The organism is Pseudomonas sp. COW5, from assembly GCF_026240005.1.
GTDB lineage: Bacteria > Pseudomonadota > Gammaproteobacteria > Pseudomonadales > Pseudomonadaceae > Aquipseudomonas > Aquipseudomonas kribbensis.
Window position 1 is genome coordinate 2,554,422 of record NZ_JAPHVP010000001.1, and the last position, 16,483, is coordinate 2,570,904.

A 16,483-nucleotide genomic window follows, 5' to 3' on the forward strand; every position below is an offset into this window, starting at 1 on the left:
GTCGCCATGATAACGCTCAATATTTCTACAACACTCAGGAGGCCCAAGCCTTGGACGTCGGTGAACGACTGCAATCGATCCGCAAGCTCAAAGGGCTTTCCCAGCGTGAACTCGCCAAGCGTGCGGGCGTCACCAACAGCACCATTTCGATGATCGAAAAGAACAGCGTCAGCCCTTCGATCAGTTCGCTGAGGAAGGTGCTGGGCGGGATTCCCATGTCCATGGTCGAGTTCTTTTCCGAAGAGATCCTCCAGGAAAAACCGACCCAGATCGTCTACAAGGCCAACGAGCTGATCGACATTTCCGACGGCGCCGTGACCATGAAACTGGTCGGTCGTGCGCACCCGAGCCGGGCCATCGCATTCCTCAATGAAATCTACCCGCCGGGCGCCGACACTGGCGAGGAAATGCTCACCCACGAAGGCGAGGAAACCGGGATTCTGGTGGAAGGTCGTCTGGAGCTGGTGGTGGGCCTTGAAACTTTTATCCTCGAAGCCGGCGACAGCTACTACTTTGAAAGTACCAAGCCGCATCGTTTCCGTAATCCGTTCGACGCACCGGCGCGACTAATCAGCGCAGCCACACCGGCGAACTTTTAAACCGAGAGACGCCAGGCCACTGCGGCAAAGGTGTCCGGACTGTTTGACCGATGCGCAACAAGACCCCTTTAACTTTGGGGTTGTTTCAGTGTGGCGGGCTACCCGCTATACTTGCGCCCGCCTGCGAACCGTGGCCGCAGGCGTGAATAGCCACCATTGAGGGTGAACGCGTGAATCTAATTATGAAAATGCTGGCTGCACCAGCAACCGTACTGGCCCTCTGGGCTGTCAGCGCTCAAGCTGCGACGAATGACGACATTGCCAAACGCCTCGAGCCTGTCGGCCAGGTGTGTGTTCAAGGGCAAGAGTGCAAGGGGATGGAAGTCGCTGCTTCGGCAGGCGGCGGTGGCGGCGCCAAGACGCCGGATGAAGTGATTGCCAAACATTGCAATGCTTGCCACGGCACCGGCCTGCTGGGCGCACCGAAAATCGGTGACGCAGCAGCCTGGAAAGACCGTGCCGATCACCAGGGCGGCCTCGACGGCCTGCTGGCCAAAGCCATCACCGGCTTGAACTCGATGCCTCCGAAAGGCACCTGCGCCGATTGCTCGGATGACGAGCTGAAGGGCGCGATCCAGAAGATGTCCGGCCTGAAATAAGCCGCGCTTCTGACGAAAAAAACCGTCTTCGGACGGTTTTTTTGTGCCTGAGGTTTGCACTGACTTTTGGTGGAATATTTTAGATCTGCCCCCTCACCCCAGCCCTCTCCCGAAGGGAGAGGGGGCCGACCGAGCTGTCTGGCGTTATACATCGACCTGAAAGATCGAGTCGATTATGGATTCAGCACCATTCGCTCACGTCGGCGTAACTCTCAAATATCCCCCATTCAGTCCCCTCTCCCTCCGGGAGAGGGCTAGGGTGAGGGCATCACTCTCAAGCCAAGCAAACATCTCGAAAACAAACACGTAGCCACCCCCAAGCTGTTCATTGCAGCAAACTCAAGGCAATCTCGGTCTACCCCTATTCACGGAACGGGCAGGAGGCTTCAGATGGTGCAGTTGTGTTCGATCGAACAGGCAGTGGACGACGTGCTGGCACGGTTGCCGGCGCACATCCACATGGGCCTGCCGCTGGGGCTGGGCAAACCCAATCCCTTCGTCAACGCGCTGTACCGGCGGGTTGCCGGGTTGCCCGAACGGCAACTGACGATCTACACCGCCCTGTGCCTCGGCCGTCCGGCGTTGGGCGATGGTTTGCAGAAGCGCTTCATCGAACCCTTCGTCGAGCGGGTGTTCGGCGATTATCCGGAATTGGATTTCCTTGCTGACCTGCGCCGCGACAGCCTGCCGGCCAACATCCGCATCGAGCAGTTCTTCATGCAGCCCGGCAGCCTGCTCAATAGCGCGCCGGCCCAACAGGATTACGTCAGCAGCAACTACAGCCACGCCGCCCGCGACATCAACGCCGCCGGGCTGAACCTGGTGGCACAGTTGCTCGCCAGCAGCAGCGAACATCCCGACCGTCTGAGCCTGAGCTGCAACCCTGACATCACCCTTGATCTGTTCCCGATGATTGCCAAACGCCGCGCAGCGGGGGAGACGATCTTGCTGGTCGGCCAGGTGCACACCGAGTTGCCGTACATGCCGGGCGATGCCGAAGTCGACATCGACACCTTCGACCTGCTGATCGACGAGAAGGACAGCAGCACGCTGTTCTCCACGCCGAACATGCCCGTCGGGTTTCAGGATCATTTCATCGGTCTGCACGCCAGTACGCTGGTGCGCGATGGCGGCACCTTGCAGATCGGCATCGGCTCGATGGGCGATGCGCTGACCGCCGCGTTGCTGGCGCGCCAGGCTGACAATGCCGGCTACCGGGAGTTGCTGACCGATGTGAACCTCAGCCAGTGGGCGCAACTGATCGAACGCGAGGGTGGCACTGAGCCGTTCGCCAAGGGCCTTTACGGCTGCAGCGAAATGTTCGTCAACGGCTTGCTGGTGCTGGCGGACGCCGGGATCATCCGGCGCAAGGTCTACCCGGACGTGCAGACTCAGGAGCAAGCCAACGCCGGCACCCTCGACGAGGCGGCACAGACCGACGGCATTTCAGTGCACGGCGGTTTCTTCCTCGGGCCGCGCAGTTTCTATGAGCGCCTGCGCGAGCTGCCCCACAGCAAACGTCTTGAATTCAACATGACCCGCATCAGCTACATCAACGAGCTGTACGGTCAGGAAGAACTCAAACGTCTGCAACGCGTTGATGCGCGATTCATCAACACCGCGTTCACTATGACTTTGCTCGGTGCCGGGGTGTCCGACCAGCTACAGGATGGTCGGGTACTCAGCGGCGTCGGCGGGCAGTACAACTTCGTCGCCCAAGGCCATGCGCTACACGATGCGCGCTCGATTCTGTTGCTGCGCAGCTGGCGCGAATCCGGCGGCGATGTCAGTTCGAACATTGTCTGGGAATATGGCCACTGCACGATTCCACGGCACCTGCGCGACATCGTGGTGACCGAGTACGGCATCGCCGATCTGCGCGGCAAGTCAGATTCGGTGGTGATCGAAGCGCTGCTCAATATCAGTGACTCGCGCTTTCAGCAGGGTCTGATCGAGCAGGCTCAGAAGGTCGGCAAACTGCCGAAGGATTTCCGCCTCGATCCACGCTTTACCGACAACACCCCGCAACGCCTGCAGGCGATTGCCGCGCGGCATCCGAACCTGTTTCCGGAGTATCCGCTGGGCTGCGATTTCAACGAGGTCGAGAAGGATCTGTTGCGGGCGCTGAACTGGCTCAAGAGCAAATTCAAACTGACCGAGATTCTGGAACTGGGCAAGGCAGCGCTGGATGCGCCTGAGGCTTCGCTGTATCCGGAGCATCTGGCGCGCATGCAGCTCACCCACCCGGAAGGTCTGAAGGAAGACCTGTTTCAGCGGTTGTTGCTCACTGGCCTGAAGGCCACCGCGCAATAACTGTCCACCCCCAAAACAACGGTGGGAGCCAGCAAACTGGCTCCCACAGAAGTCCTGCGGTGTTGCGGGTTACTCGATGAAAGTAACCACGCCATCTTTCAGCGATTTCACGCGAGCCAGCGACTCGACGCGGTAACCCTGCGAATCCAGCTCCGCACGGCCGCCCTGGAATGACTTCTCGATCACGATGCCCAGGCCAGCGACGGTGGCGCCGGCCTGCTTGATGATCGAAATCAGCGCCTGGGACGCCTTACCGTTGGCCAGGAAGTCGTCGATGATCAGCACGCGGTCACTGCTGGTCAGGTGACGCGGGGAGATGGCCACGGTGCTTTCGGTTTTCTTGGTGAACGAGTAAACGGTCGCCGACAGCAGGTTTTCAGTCAGGGTCAGGGACTGTTGCTTGCGGGCGAAGATCACCGGCACGCCGAGGTTCAGACCGGTCATGATCGCCGGGGCGATGCCCGAGGCTTCGATGGTGACGATCTTGGTGATGCCGGAATCCTTGAACAGCGAGGCGAATTCGTCGCCGATCAGCTTCATCAGGGCCGGGTCGATCTGGTGGTTCAGGAAGGCGTCGACCTTCAGGACCTGGTCGGAAAGCACGATGCCTTGTTCGCGGATTTTCTGGTGCAATGCTTCCATGAAGCTGTCCTCATTTGGCGCTTTGTGCGCCGAAGGTCTAGTAAAAAGTGGTCAATTCTAGCGCTTTAACATCGCGCGTATATCAGCCAGTGCGCTATTGCCTCGCACGGCTTTGACTTCGGTCGGTGTGTCGTCGTTGCCTTCCCAGGCCAGGTCGTCCGGCGGCAGCTCATCGAGGAAGCGGCTTGGCGCGCAGTCGATGATCTCGCCGTACTGTTTGCGCTTGGCCGCGAAGGTGAACGCGAGGGTCTGGCGCGCGCGGGTAATGCCCACGTAGGCCAGGCGGCGTTCTTCTTCGATGGTGTCGGCTTCGATACTGGAACGGTGCGGGAGAATTTCCTCTTCCATGCCCATGATGAACACATAAGGGAATTCCAGACCCTTGGACGCATGCAGGGTCATCATCTGCACGCCTTCGGCGCCGTCTTCCTCTTCCTGCTGACGTTCCAGCATGTCACGCAGGACGAGTTTGCCGATGGCGTCCTCGACGGTCATTTCGCCGTCTTCGTCTTTTTCCAGGGTGTTCTTCAAGGCCTCGATCAGGAACCAGACGTTGCTCATCCGGTAGTCCGCGGCCTTGTCGCTGGAGCTGTTGGTGCGCAGCCAGTTCTCGTAGTCGATGTCCATGACCATGCTGCGCAGGGCGGAGATCGGGTCTTCGCCGGCGCACTGCTCGCGCACCTTGTCCATGAAGCGCTTGAAGCGCGACAGGCGATCGGTGAAGCGGCTGTCCAGATGCTCGCCCAGGCCGAGTTCGTCGGTGGCGGCGTACATCGAGATCTTGCGTTCGGTGGCGTAGTTGCCGAGTTTTTCCAGGGTCGTCGAGCCGATCTCGCGGCGCGGCACGTTGATCACCCGCAGGAAGGCGTTGTCGTCGTCCGGGTTCACGATCAGGCGGAAGTACGCCATCAGGTCTTTCACTTCCTGGCGGCCGAAGAAGCTGTTGCCGCCGCTCAGACGGTACGGCACCTGGTGGTGCTGAAGTTTCAGCTCGATCAGCTTGGCCTGGTAGTTGCCGCGATAAAGGATCGCGAAATCGCTGTACGGACGGTCGGTGCGCAAGTGCAGGCTGAGGATTTCCATGGCCACGCGCTCGGCTTCGGCGTCCTCGTTGCGGCAGCGGATCACGCGGATCTCGTCGCCGTGGCCCATCTCACTCCACAGCTGCTTTTCGAATTCGTGGGGGTTGTTCGAAATCAGGACGTTGGCGCAGCGCAGGATGCGGCTGGTGGAGCGGTAGTTCTGCTCCAGCATCACCACTTTCAGGGACGGATAGTCGTCCTTGAGCAGCATCAGGTTTTCCGGCCGCGCGCCGCGCCAGGCGTAGATCGACTGGTCGTCGTCGCCTACCACGGTGAACTGGTTGCGTTTGCCGATGAGCATTTTCACCAGCAGGTACTGGCTGGCGTTGGTGTCCTGATACTCGTCCACCAGCAGGTAGCGCACCTTGTTCTGCCACTTTTCGAGGATGTCGGCGTGTTCTTCGAAGAGTTTCACCGGCAGCAGGATCAGGTCGTCGAAGTCCACCGCGTTGAACGCCTTGAGCGTGCGCTGATAGTGGGTGTAGACAATGGCGGCGGTCTGTTCCTTGGGGTTGCGGGCGTTTTCCAGGGCCACGGCCGGCAGGATCAGGTCGTTCTTCCAGGCGCCGATCATGTTCTTGATCTCGTCGACGCCGTCGTCGCCTGCGTATTCCTTCTGCATGATGTCGGTCATCAGCGACTTGACGTCGGTCTCGTCGAAGATCGAGAAACCGGGTTTGTAGCCCAGCCGTTCATGTTCCTTGCGGATGATGTTCAGGCCCAGGTTGTGGAAGGTGCAGACCGTCAGGCCGCGACCTTCGCCGGCACGGAGCAGGGTGCCGACCCGTTCCTTCATCTCGCGCGCGGCCTTGTTGGTGAAGGTCATGGCGACGATGTATTGGGCACGGATGCCGCAGTTCTGGATCAGGTGCGCAATCTTGCGCGTGATCACGCTGGTCTTGCCGGAGCCAGCACCGGCGAGCACCAATAGAGGGCCGCCGACGTAGTTCACGGCTTCTTGCTGCCGGGGATTGAGTCGGGACATACGAAAATTCGGGAGTCGTTGACGAAATGGGCCGGCATTTTAACAGGCTCAGCGATTTGTGCTGCTCTCTCCGACTTGTGACGCACCACGCGATTCAAATTTGCCGGTTTTGATACTTTCACGCAGGATGCGCGGTGATTTTGCGGCTAATGTTCTCATTCGTGACACAAAATAACGTTTTGATAACCGTTGTCATTTGGTCATTGGTTGGCAGAACGGCATAATGCCCGCCGCCCACATCATTGCAGAGTCTAGGGAGTCAGCTTGACTACGCCTGTCGAACCCTTGCGTTTGCTGCTACTGGCCGAAGAGCCAGCGTGGACAGCGTTATTGCGCGAGTGTCTGGCTCCGTTGGGGAGCGCGGCGGTGCTGATCAGCGCGCCGAGCTGGGAGTCGGTCAGCAGTCTGTTCGAAGACAACCGCCATGCGGTGTTGTTGACCGTTCCCGCCTTGCAGCCGGCCCCCGGCCGTTGCAGCCTGCCGACCGTGTTGTTGCTGGAGCACGAACCGGTGACCGCGCCCGATGGCGTCAGCGACTGGCTGGTGTTCGATGCCCTCGATGCCGGCATGCTTCGTCGTTGCCTGCGCCATGTGCGCGAACGCGGCGTGCTGGAAAACACCCTGCAACGCCTGGCCGAACAGGATCCCCTGACCGGCATCGCCAACCGTCAGGGCTTTCAGACCTTGCTGACCGCGCGTCTTGCCGAAAATGACGGTCGCGGCCTGGCCCTCGGGCACCTCGATCTCGACAACTTCCGCTACGCCAACGACGCCCTCGGCCATCAGGCCGGCGACCGGTTGATCCTGCAAGTGGTCGCCCGGCTGAAAAGCCAGCTGGAGGCCGGCGATCAACTGGCGCGCCTGGGCAGCGATGAATTCGCCCTGCTGATCGACACCCGCCGCGCCCCGCAACGGGCCGAATGGATGGCCGAGCGCATCACCGAAGCCTTGGCCGAGCCTTACTGGATCGACGGTGAAAGCCTGCTGATCGGCTCCAGTCTGGGCATTGCACACGCCCGCGCCCAGGGTGGCGCCGATCCGCTGATGTGGCACGCGCACATCGCCATGCAGCAGGCCAAGAGCACCCAAGGCTGCACCTTTCACATCTTCAACGAACGGATCAACCGCAATGCCCGCAGCATCGCCGACCTCGAAAGCGAACTGCGCCGGGCGCTGCGCCGCGACGAACTGGAGCTGCATTACCAGCCACGCCTGGACATGCAGGACGGTCAGATCGTCGGCCTCGAAGCCCTGGTGCGCTGGCGTCACAGCGAACGCGGCCTGTTGCCGCCAAGCGAATTCGTGCCGCTGGCCGAGCAGAGCGGTCTGATCGTGCCGCTGGGCTACTGGGTGATTTCCCGGGCCCTGCGTGACATGCAGGCGTTGCGCGAACGCGGATTGCCGGCGCTGCACATGGCGATCAACCTGTCGTTCCGCCAGTTTCAGGACAGCCAGTTGCTGCCGACGCTCAGCCGGTTGATCGCCGAACGCGGAGTCGAGGCGCAATGGCTGGAATTCGAACTCACCGAAACCGCTGTCATGCGCCGCAGTGACTTGGTCAAACAGACCATGGACGCCCTCGGTCGCCTCGGCGTGCGCTTCTCGCTGGATGATTTCGGCACCGGGTTCTCGTCGTTCGTGCACCTCAACAGCCTGCCGATCACCTTGCTGAAGATCGACAAGAGCTTCGTCGGCGGCATGGAACAGCGCGAAGAGAACCGCAAACTGGTGCACGCGATGATCAACCTCGCGCACAACCTGCACCTGGAAGTGGTGGCCGAAGGGGTGGAAACCCGGGAGCAACTGGATCTGTTGCGCGGATTCGGCTGCGATCAGGTGCAGGGTTACCTGATCAGCAAGCCGTTGCCGTTGGCGGAGCTGGTTGACTATCTGATTGCTGACGCCAGCCAGCCTCCGCTGGGAATTGTGGTCTGACTAAAAGGCTTGCGGGAGCAGGGTTGCTCCCGTAGCCCGTCATTCCGGCTGAGCGATTTTGAATCCTCGAGATTGCGGCTCCAGCCGAATCATCCGCTTCATCTTCCATTCGAACGCCAACGTCAGGCTGATCGCCGCGCAGGCCAGGCCCAGCGCCAGACCCCACCAGACGCCGGTCGGCCCCCAGTGCAGATGGAACGCCATCAACCACGCCGCTGGCGCGCCGATCAGCCAGTAGCAACCGAGCCCGACCAGGAAGGTGGTCTTGGCATCCTTTAGTCCACGGATGCAGCCCATGGCAATGGTCTGTGTGCCGTCGAACAGCTCGAACCACGCCGCCACCGCCAGCAGGCTCACGGCCAGACGAATCACCTCGGCAAACGCCGGGTCGTTATGGTCAAGGAACAAACCGACCAGTTGATTCGGCAGCAACCAGAACACCATCGCAAACCCCAGCATCACCACTGCACCAAATGCGATTCCGACCCGCCCGGACATCCGCGCATCGCTCAATTGCCCGGCGCCGTAATGCTGGCCGACGCGCATGGTGATCGCATACGACATTCCCGCCGGCACCATGAACGCCACCGAGACGATTTGCAGGGCGATCTGGTGCGCCGCCAGTTGGGTGCTGCCCATGGTGCCCATGCACAGCGCCGCGAAGGCGAACAGTCCGACTTCCACTGCATAGGTGCCGCCAATCGGCAGGCCCAGGCGCCAGAGCTCTTTCAGGTACTGCCGGTTCGGCCGCGACAGACCCTCGCGCAACGGGTAAGCGTCGTAGGCCGGATGTCGACGTATATGCCACGCCAGCCCCAGCGCCATGCAGTTGGCCACAATCGCGGTAACCAGACCGATACCGGTTAGCCCCAGTTTCGGCAGGCCGAACATACCGGTGATCAACGCGTAATTGAGCAAGAAGTTGGCCACCGTGCCGGCAAGGCTGATGACCATCACCGGCGTCGCCCGGCCGATGGCACTGGTGAAGCCGCGCAGGGCCATGAAGCTCAGGTAGCCGGGCAGGGCAAACGGCAGGGCGATCAGAAATTGTCCGGCGGCGTTGACGTTGGTCTCGGTCTGGCCGAACAGTAACAGTACCGGTTTCAGATTCCACAGCAGCAACCCGGCGCCCAGCGCCATCAGCCACGCCAGCCACAGTCCGGCCTGGGTCAGTCTGGCGGCGCCGATAATGTCGCCGGCACCCTGACGGATCGCCACCAGGGTGCCGACCGCCGCGATCACGCCGATGCAGAAAATCGACACGAACGAATAGCTCGCCGCGCCCAATCCGCCGCCGGCCAGTGCTTCGGGACTGAGGCGGGCCATCATCAGGGTGTCGGTCAGCACCATCAGCATGTGCGCCAACTGCGAGGCGATCAACGGCCCCGCCAGCCGCAGGATGGCCCAGAGTTCGGTACGCACAGGACGTTGCATGGTTTCACATCCTTATAAAAGAGAGAGCAAGAGACCGTCGATTCTCAGGGTTTGGCGCGGGTTGCACAAAGGGATAAAAAGGATGGGTGGCATGATTAAAACTCATCCATAAGCAATTCTGCTAAGTTGGCGCAATCCCGCCATTGGAGCGCTGTGCATGTCCCGTCGTCTTCCACCCTTGTATGCCCTGCGTGCATTCGAAGCTGCGGCGCGGCACAGTTCGTTCACCCGCGCTGCCGAAGAGTTGTCGATCACTCAAAGTGCGGTGAGCCGGCATATCCGCACGCTCGAAGAGCACTTCGCCTGCCGGTTGTTCCACCGCAGCGGACGCAATCTGCAACTGACCGAGTCGGCGCGCCTGCTGTTGCCAGGCATTCGCGAGGGGTTCGCCGCACTGGAGCGAGCCTGCAATACCTTGCGCGCCGAAGATGACATCCTGCGCATGAAAGCCCCGTCGACCCTGACCATGCGATGGCTGCTGGCGCGGCTCAGTCGCTTCCGCCATTTGCAGCCGGGTAATGAAGTGCAACTGACCAGTGCCTGGATGGACGTGGACTCGGTGGACTTCAACAACGAACCGTTCGATTGCGCGGTGCTGTTGAGCGACGGGCATTTTCCGCCGGACTGGGAGGCCAGCCTGTTGTTTCCGGAAGAGCTGATTCCGGTAGGTGCCCCCAACCTGCTCAAGGACCAGCCCTGGGATGTGGCACGACTGGCCTCCACCGAATTGCTGCACCCGACCCCGGATCGCCGCGACTGGCGCAGCTGGCTGGAGCACATGGGGTTGTCGGATCAGGTATCACTCAAGGGCGGGCAGGTGTTCGATACCCTGGAACTGGGGATGATCGCGGCGGCCCGGGGTTATGGCGTGTCCATGGGCGATCTGTTGATGGTGGCCGAGGATGTGGCGCAAGGACGTTTGAGTCTGCCGTGGCCGACGGCGGTCGCCAGCGGCCTGAATTATTACCTGGTGTGGCCAAAGACCCGTCCCGGAGGTGAACGTTTGCGCCGGCTCAGTGATTTCCTTCAGGGCGAAGTGCGGGCGATGGAACTGCCGGTGGTCGCGCGCTTGAGCTGAAACGTTCGAGCCGCCACAATGCCGGCCTCGTGCCATAACCCTGCTTTGCGCTCAAGTATTCGCGTTCACCGCCGAATACGTCCAAGTGGAACCGTCGTGCCGGTTCCACGCATCACCCCCATTATTAGAATTTTTCCGAGCCGCGATCAGGGAGGATCCGCAGACTCGGCCAGGAGCTGTCCATGTCTCAACCTCGCGCCCGGATCGCCTCGCAGCTGGGCCTTGCGCTCGCCGTGATATTGGCGGTTGTCATCAGTGGCAGTACGGTGTTCGCCCTGCGTTCGCTGGACACCGCCAACCTCGCCACCCGTGAAGAACACCTGGCCAGCGAGGCACGTCTGCTCGCCGACCAGTTGAGCACCTTCCACGGCACGCTGCGTGAAAGCACCCAGCGCCTGAGCGGGCTGTTCGAGAAGCGCTTCAGCGCTGGCCTGAGCATTCACCCAAGCGAGCCGGTCAGTGTGGCGGGCACCCAGACCCCGGGCCTGCACCTGGGCAGCGAAGTGTTGAACAACAACTTCAAGGAAGTCGACGAGTTCAAGCAGATGACGGCGGGTGTTGCCACGCTGTTCGTACGCAGCGGCGAAGACTTCGTGCGGGTCAGCACCTCGCTGACCAAGCAGGACGGCAGCCGCGCCATCGGCACCTTGCTCGATCACGCCCACCCGGCCTACGCGAAGTTGATGGCGGGGCAGGGCTACGTCGGCCGTGCGCTGCTGTTCGATCGCTCCTACATGACTCAGTACACCCCAGTGCGTGACAGCAGCGGCAACGTGATTGCGGTGCTGTTCGTCGGCTTCGACTACACCGACGCGCAGAACGCCCAGTTCGACAACCTCAAGCGTTTCCGCATCGGTCAGAGCGGTTCTCTCGCACTGCTGGATGAACAGAACAAATGGCTGGTCGCGCCGGCCGGCGTGCAGGCGCCGGATCAAGCGGTCCCGGTGGTCAACGGTCTGGCGAAAGCGCCGGGCAAGGGCCGGTTCTGGAGCGACAAGTCCGAAGACTTCTACAGCATCGCCGTACCGTTCGAAGGTGGACCGTGGTCGGTGGTGGCGAGCATGCCGAAGTCCGAGATCCGCGAGGTGACCTGGAGCGTTGGCTTCCAGTTGGCCATCGGCAGCCTGCTGGCGATGCTGATCGCGGTCGGCTCGGCGGTATGGCTGCTGCGCAGCAAACTGCAGCCGCTGGGTGATCTGGTGCGTCAGGCCGAAGCCCTGGGTGCCGGCGATCTGAGCGTGCGCCTGAATGTGTCGAGCAACGATGAAATCGGCCAGTTGGCCCGTGCCTTCAACCAGATGAGCCAGGCGCTGTCGACCATGGTCGAGCACATCCGCCGCGCCTCGGAGGAGGTCAACAGCCGTGCGCAGGCACTGTCCGGTCTGTCCGGTGGCGCATACGAAGGCATGGAGCAACAGTCCGGCGAAATCACCAGCATGGCCGGTGCGGTTGAAGAGTTTTCCGCTACTTCGCTGAACATTGCCGACAACATGGGCAACACCCAGCGTCTGGCCCAGGAAAATGCCCAGCAGACCCAGATCGGCCGCAGCTCGATGGAAGAGGCATCGTCCTCGCTGGAGCAGATTGCCGGCGCGCTGAACACCACGGCGACCGTGATCAACACCCTTGGCCAGCGCTCCCAGGAAATCGGTGGCATCGTCAGCGTGATCACCTCGATTGCCGAACAGACCAACCTGCTGGCGCTCAACGCAGCCATCGAAGCGGCCCGTGCCGGTGAACAGGGTCGCGGCTTTGCCGTGGTGGCCGATGAAGTGCGCAATCTGGCGTCGCGCACCCGTCAGGCGACTGACGAAATCTCCGGGATGATCCACAGCATCCAGCAGGAAACCGGCAACGCCATCAGCACCATGGAACAGGGTAACGTGCTGATGCAGGAAGGCCTGTCGCGCAACGCCAACGTTGCCTCGGCGCTGGCGCGGATCGATGAGCAGAGCCGTTCGGCAGGGCAGCAGTTTGCGGCGATCACCACTGCGACTCAGGAGCAGAGCAGCACCGCGACGTTGTTGAGCAGCAATTTGCAGAGCATTGCGATGGCCAACAGCGAGCAGCGCGAAGTGGTGTCGAACCTGGCGATTACCGCGAAGGAACTGGAAAGCCTGGCGGCCGACCTGCGCCAAGAGGTCGACCGTTTCCGTTGAGATGGCGTATCCGCTTACTGGTACGCGCAGAGGTCTTCGCTGGAGTCGACCTCTCCCCACTCTCCCGTGTAGGCAACAGCCTCGATGGGAACCCGGCCTGCATCGATGACGCGCTGCAGCGTGTTGGTCATGTGCATCTTGTCGCGTTGTTCCGCGGTCAGTTCGGCTCTTAGCCGAACGGCCTCTGCCCAGCCCTCGGGGGTGAAGCGCAGCAGCCCCATGTATTGGCCCTGAACTTCGTCCACCGATTGCGGCTTGTTGCCGATTTCCGCCAGCGTACCGGCGTCGGTCAGGCGGAAGGTTTCGGCATCCAGCAGCGGATCGCCGAAACGTTGCGTCCACAGTTCCAGCCAGTTGGGGTCATAGGTCACCGCCAGTGACGCCGTGTTGGTCATCAACGACTGAACCGCAGCCGGGCTGTAGAAAATATCGGAATAACTCACGATGCACGGCTGCCCCTGCAGCCACGATTCGGCGCAGGCCAGTGACGACACCATGTTGGTGTCCGCCCAGCGCGGGTTGTGAAACTCGATCAGGCCACGGTCGGCCAGCAACTCACGTTTATAGCCGGTGACCACGGCGATTTCACTGATACCGGCCGCGCGCAGGGACTCCAACTGCCATTCGAGCAGGGGTTTGCCCCGCAACTCGACCAGGCACTTGGGCCGCTCATCCGTGAGGCTTTTCATGCGACTGCCACGTCCGGCAGCCAGAATAATGGCTTTCACAACACGTCTATCCCGTGGGTTATTGAGAGGAGTGGGGTTCGCCGAACAACTGCCGGATTCGCTGAAGATCGTGGGAGGCAAAATCCGCTTCACGTTCCGGGTGCCACATCCAGCCTTCCCACGGCAGTTGAAGGTGGCGGATGGCTTCGATTTCCCCGTCTTCGCTGCGGGCCATGACTTCAAACCCCTGCGGGCAGCCAGCAAGGGCGAGGCCGTGATAGCTGTTCACTTCGGCAACGATCCGGCCGGACAACCGATGTCGGGTTCGCACATGACCGGTGACCGGTTTCAGCTCGCCACCGGACCAGTGCGCCAGCATCTGCATGCCGCGACAAATGCCCAGCACTGGCAACTGACGCGCGTTTGCGTGATCAAGTAACTCGCTTTCGGTACGGTCGCGGGCCGGGCACTGACCGATGTCATTGCCCCCCGACAGCACGATGGCGTGGGGCGCGACGGCCGCCAGCCAGTGATCGAGCGGCAAGCCGTTGGGCACTGGCACCGGGACGAAACCGGCTGCCAGAAGGAAACCGATCAGTCGCTGATCCAGCGCATCACGGGTTTCTCCGCGTTCCGGGTGACTGTCCACTCGCTGACTGACGGCGACAACTTTCATGCCATCATCTCCACCCGGCGGCCCGGGCAATCCAGGTGCAGGAAATCCGCCGTCGACCAGCGCCGGTAAAGCACTTCACCCGCACCAATGACGGCCGGCAAGCCCAGTTCGCCGGCACGGATCGCCATGTGCGAATTGGCGCCGCCCCACGCTGTGATCAATCCGGCAATCGGGTAGGCGAACAACCAGTCGAACCCCGGATCCGCGTTGGGAATACAGACGATCGCCCCGGCGAGTTTGTCCCGGTCGTCGCACAGCACAACCGGCGCGGTCACGCGTTTCTGGGTGATGAAATTGGGCGCCGTTTCCGGCCACTCGAAACACCAGACATCTTCCGGTCGGGTGATCACCGGTGGCAGGGAGACCTTGAGCGTCTCGGTATAGCGCGCCTTGCCCTGTTCGATGCTGCGCAGCAGTACCTCTTTCGGATCCGCTGCCGCCACGTGCAGTTCGGTGAAGGCGCGGATATCGCAATAGGCCAGGTCTTCGCGACCGATGCCGTGCTCGGCACCGACTTGCGCAATCAATGCCAGCGCGTCGGAGAGATTGCGGGTGAAGTGAAACTTGGCCAGCTCCCGCAGTTCGATACCGTTCTGCAGAAAGTCCAGCAAACCTACCGGATCGGGCTGCAAGCCATGGGCTTCGAGCAGTTTCACGATCTCGCGCATCTGTGGCAGCGTCAGCGAAAACGGTTGAAGGGGTTCCGGGGCGGCCGGGCGTTGAGTCCAGTCGAAATAGAGCTCCGGCGCTTCATCGTAGCGCGGTGAAAGGATGTCGTAGGTGCCCGGTCGCAGATGCCCGTAACGCGCCAGGAAAGTCGTCTTGTCGAGCGTCGCCCGATCACGTGCCAATTGCCCGCTGACGGTGGAAACACCGGCCATGAACGCATCGTAGTCTGCCTGCGAAAACACACCTACGGTCACCAGCGACCTGAGCATCTGCACGGCGACGAAGCCGGCGCGGGCCAGACCGGCGAAGGGCAGGGTGCCGTAGCGTTTCGCATCTTCCAGCAACCAGTAAATGCGCTCCAGCGGATCGGCATCGGAAGCCAGCAACTCATCGCGGCGGGCATTGAGCACATCGAGTTTGTTGGCATCGCTGCGCCACAGACCGTCCTTGGGGTGGACGATACGGTTGGTCAGCTTGCGCAGGCTGGTGCTGATCGCGTCCAGCTCGTGGGGCTGAAAGCCTGCATCGGCGAGGCGTTCCAGTTGTTGCGACAGATCCAGGGTGTAGCAGGAGAACACGATTTCGAACTCCACCTTGTCGTGGAGTGTCGGCTCGGCCAGCAACCGATCGATGTAGTAGTCGACCAGCCGCCCGGCCAGATCTTCATCAAGGTCAGCCGGAATGAAGGAGTTGAACGACAAGCGCACATCGATATAAGGCAGGCCGAAAAAGTGCGGCATCAGCGGAAAGCTGCGCAAGTTGCGGTAGCCGTAGTTGTGACGCTGGTACGCCCAGATGGAGTCGGTCACCAGGTCCCGGTACAGCGAGAGTGCCAACGGCTTGGGCCGGATACCGATGATCTCGGCCGGGTTCCAGTCAGGCATCACGCCATAGACCGTGCGCTGGCCGATCAGGAAAGGATGCGGTCGCATGCCGCGCGCCACTTTGCGCTGAATGCTTTCCAGGCGGGCGGCCTGCTCCGCCTCGGATTCCGGACGGGAAGGCAGAATCAGCGGCCGGGCCTGTAACAGCCAGAGCGCTTCGCCGTCGTTTTCACCAGTGATTGCAAACTCGCAGTCGAGCGGCACGCCGCCGAATAGCGGCAGCAGCTCTTCGAGCAAGCCAATCACGGGCGCGAGGGACGCAGGTGCTGCAACTTTGCTGTGGGCGGCCTGCTGCCAGAGCCGACCGCCCATGCCACCGGTCACCGAGGCGGTGTCGCTGCCTTCCGACCAGTTCACCACGCGATAGGGGGCGCAGGTGTTGGGGTCGTGGGAAAACGCGACGCCGGAGCGCAGCACATTCCGCAGCATGGGCTGGATCAGGATCTCGTCCGACGGATACACCTCGCCGTAACTGGCGATCACCTGTTCAACCGCCGAGGCCAGCCCTGCGTCATCGACATCCGGGATCGACAGGAAGGCGCCCGCGAAGGACGCCTGGGCGCTGTCTTCGCGTCCGCAGCTTGAACGCACGATCCAGGGAGCGGCAGGCAGCCGTCCCTGGACAGCCTGGACACAGGCTTGCCGATCCCGTTGCCAGTCCGCCACGGTGAATGCCAGCAGCGGCGCAATGCGGGCCGACGCGAGTCGACCTTGCAGGCTGGACAGCGTGCCGGCCTTGGTAGAGAAATGCAGGGCCATC

At 61.7% G+C, this 16,483-nt stretch carries 12 protein-coding genes; 6 read left to right on the forward strand and 6 right to left on the reverse strand.

What is annotated here, in order from left to right; all coding sequences use genetic code 11:
• Positions 1–50 precede the first annotated feature (50 nt).
• From OQ248_RS11540 to OQ248_RS11550, 3 genes are all read left to right on the forward strand, one after another.
• Positions 51–599: a cupin domain-containing protein gene (locus OQ248_RS11540; RefSeq protein ID WP_003229444.1), complete on the forward strand. Its 549-nt coding sequence runs from the start codon at positions 51–53 to the stop codon at positions 597–599.
• Positions 600–781: 182 nt separating this feature from the next.
• Positions 782–1,198, forward strand: a complete 417-nt coding sequence (locus OQ248_RS11545; RefSeq protein WP_025112727.1) for a c-type cytochrome — start codon at positions 782–784, stop codon at positions 1,196–1,198.
• A 390-nt stretch (positions 1,199–1,588) separates the two neighbouring features.
• Positions 1,589–3,511 carry an acetyl-CoA hydrolase/transferase C-terminal domain-containing protein gene (locus OQ248_RS11550; protein WP_265812889.1) on the forward strand — a complete coding sequence of 641 codons (1,923 nt, stop codon included), beginning with the start codon at positions 1,589–1,591 and terminating at the stop codon, positions 3,509–3,511.
• A 69-nt stretch (positions 3,512–3,580) separates the two neighbouring features.
• Here the strand turns inward: OQ248_RS11550 and OQ248_RS11555 are convergent, their stop codons facing one another.
• Together OQ248_RS11555 and rep are read right to left on the reverse strand one after the other, a co-directional pair.
• Entirely contained in the window at positions 3,581–4,153 is a 573-nt protein-coding gene (locus tag OQ248_RS11555; RefSeq protein ID WP_007920398.1) for a xanthine phosphoribosyltransferase, read from the reverse strand.
• A gap of 57 nt (positions 4,154–4,210) precedes the next feature.
• Positions 4,211–6,220 carry a DNA helicase Rep gene (rep, locus tag OQ248_RS11560; RefSeq protein WP_248739849.1) on the reverse strand — a complete coding sequence of 670 codons (2,010 nt, stop codon included), beginning with the start codon at positions 6,218–6,220 and terminating at the stop codon, positions 4,211–4,213.
• A 264-nt stretch (positions 6,221–6,484) separates the two neighbouring features.
• Here rep and OQ248_RS11565 point away from each other — a divergent pair, with 264 nt between their 5' ends.
• Complete coding sequence (locus tag OQ248_RS11565) at positions 6,485–8,155, forward strand: bifunctional diguanylate cyclase/phosphodiesterase (protein ID WP_265812890.1); 1,671 nt, start codon at positions 6,485–6,487, stop codon at positions 8,153–8,155.
• 39 nt (positions 8,156–8,194) lie between these two features.
• Here OQ248_RS11565 and OQ248_RS11570 read toward each other — a convergent pair whose 3' ends face one another.
• Entirely contained in the window at positions 8,195–9,589 is a 1,395-nt protein-coding gene (locus tag OQ248_RS11570) for a NorM family multidrug efflux MATE transporter (protein WP_265812891.1), read from the reverse strand.
• 157 nt (positions 9,590–9,746) lie between these two features.
• Between OQ248_RS11570 and OQ248_RS11575 the strand changes: the two genes are divergently transcribed.
• Both OQ248_RS11575 and OQ248_RS11580 read left to right on the forward strand, forming a co-directional pair.
• Positions 9,747–10,667: a LysR substrate-binding domain-containing protein gene (locus tag OQ248_RS11575; protein ID WP_265812892.1), complete on the forward strand. Its 921-nt coding sequence runs from the start codon at positions 9,747–9,749 to the stop codon at positions 10,665–10,667.
• A gap of 182 nt (positions 10,668–10,849) precedes the next feature.
• Complete coding sequence (locus tag OQ248_RS11580) at positions 10,850–12,826, forward strand: methyl-accepting chemotaxis protein (RefSeq protein ID WP_265812893.1); 1,977 nt, start codon at positions 10,850–10,852, stop codon at positions 12,824–12,826.
• Between the two features lie 14 nt (positions 12,827–12,840).
• On the opposite strand, the gene OQ248_RS11585 is transcribed toward OQ248_RS11580, so the two are convergent.
• Genes OQ248_RS11585 through OQ248_RS11595 form a run of 3 tightly spaced genes read right to left on the reverse strand, consistent with a single transcriptional unit; the run spans position 12,841 to position 16,482 of the window.
• Positions 12,841–13,554 carry a phosphocholine cytidylyltransferase family protein gene (locus OQ248_RS11585; RefSeq protein ID WP_265812894.1) on the reverse strand — a complete coding sequence of 238 codons (714 nt, stop codon included), beginning with the start codon at positions 13,552–13,554 and terminating at the stop codon, positions 12,841–12,843.
• A 19-nt stretch (positions 13,555–13,573) separates the two neighbouring features.
• On the reverse strand, positions 13,574–14,170 hold the full coding sequence (locus tag OQ248_RS11590) for a gamma-glutamyl-gamma-aminobutyrate hydrolase family protein (protein WP_265812895.1): 597 nt from the start codon (positions 14,168–14,170) through the stop codon (positions 13,574–13,576).
• Positions 14,167–16,482 carry a PEP-utilizing enzyme gene (locus tag OQ248_RS11595; protein WP_265812896.1) on the reverse strand — a complete coding sequence of 772 codons (2,316 nt, stop codon included), beginning with the start codon at positions 16,480–16,482 and terminating at the stop codon, positions 14,167–14,169. The genes OQ248_RS11590 and OQ248_RS11595 overlap by 4 nt, the downstream gene beginning before the upstream one ends.
• Between the last annotated feature and the right edge of the window lies 1 nt (position 16,483).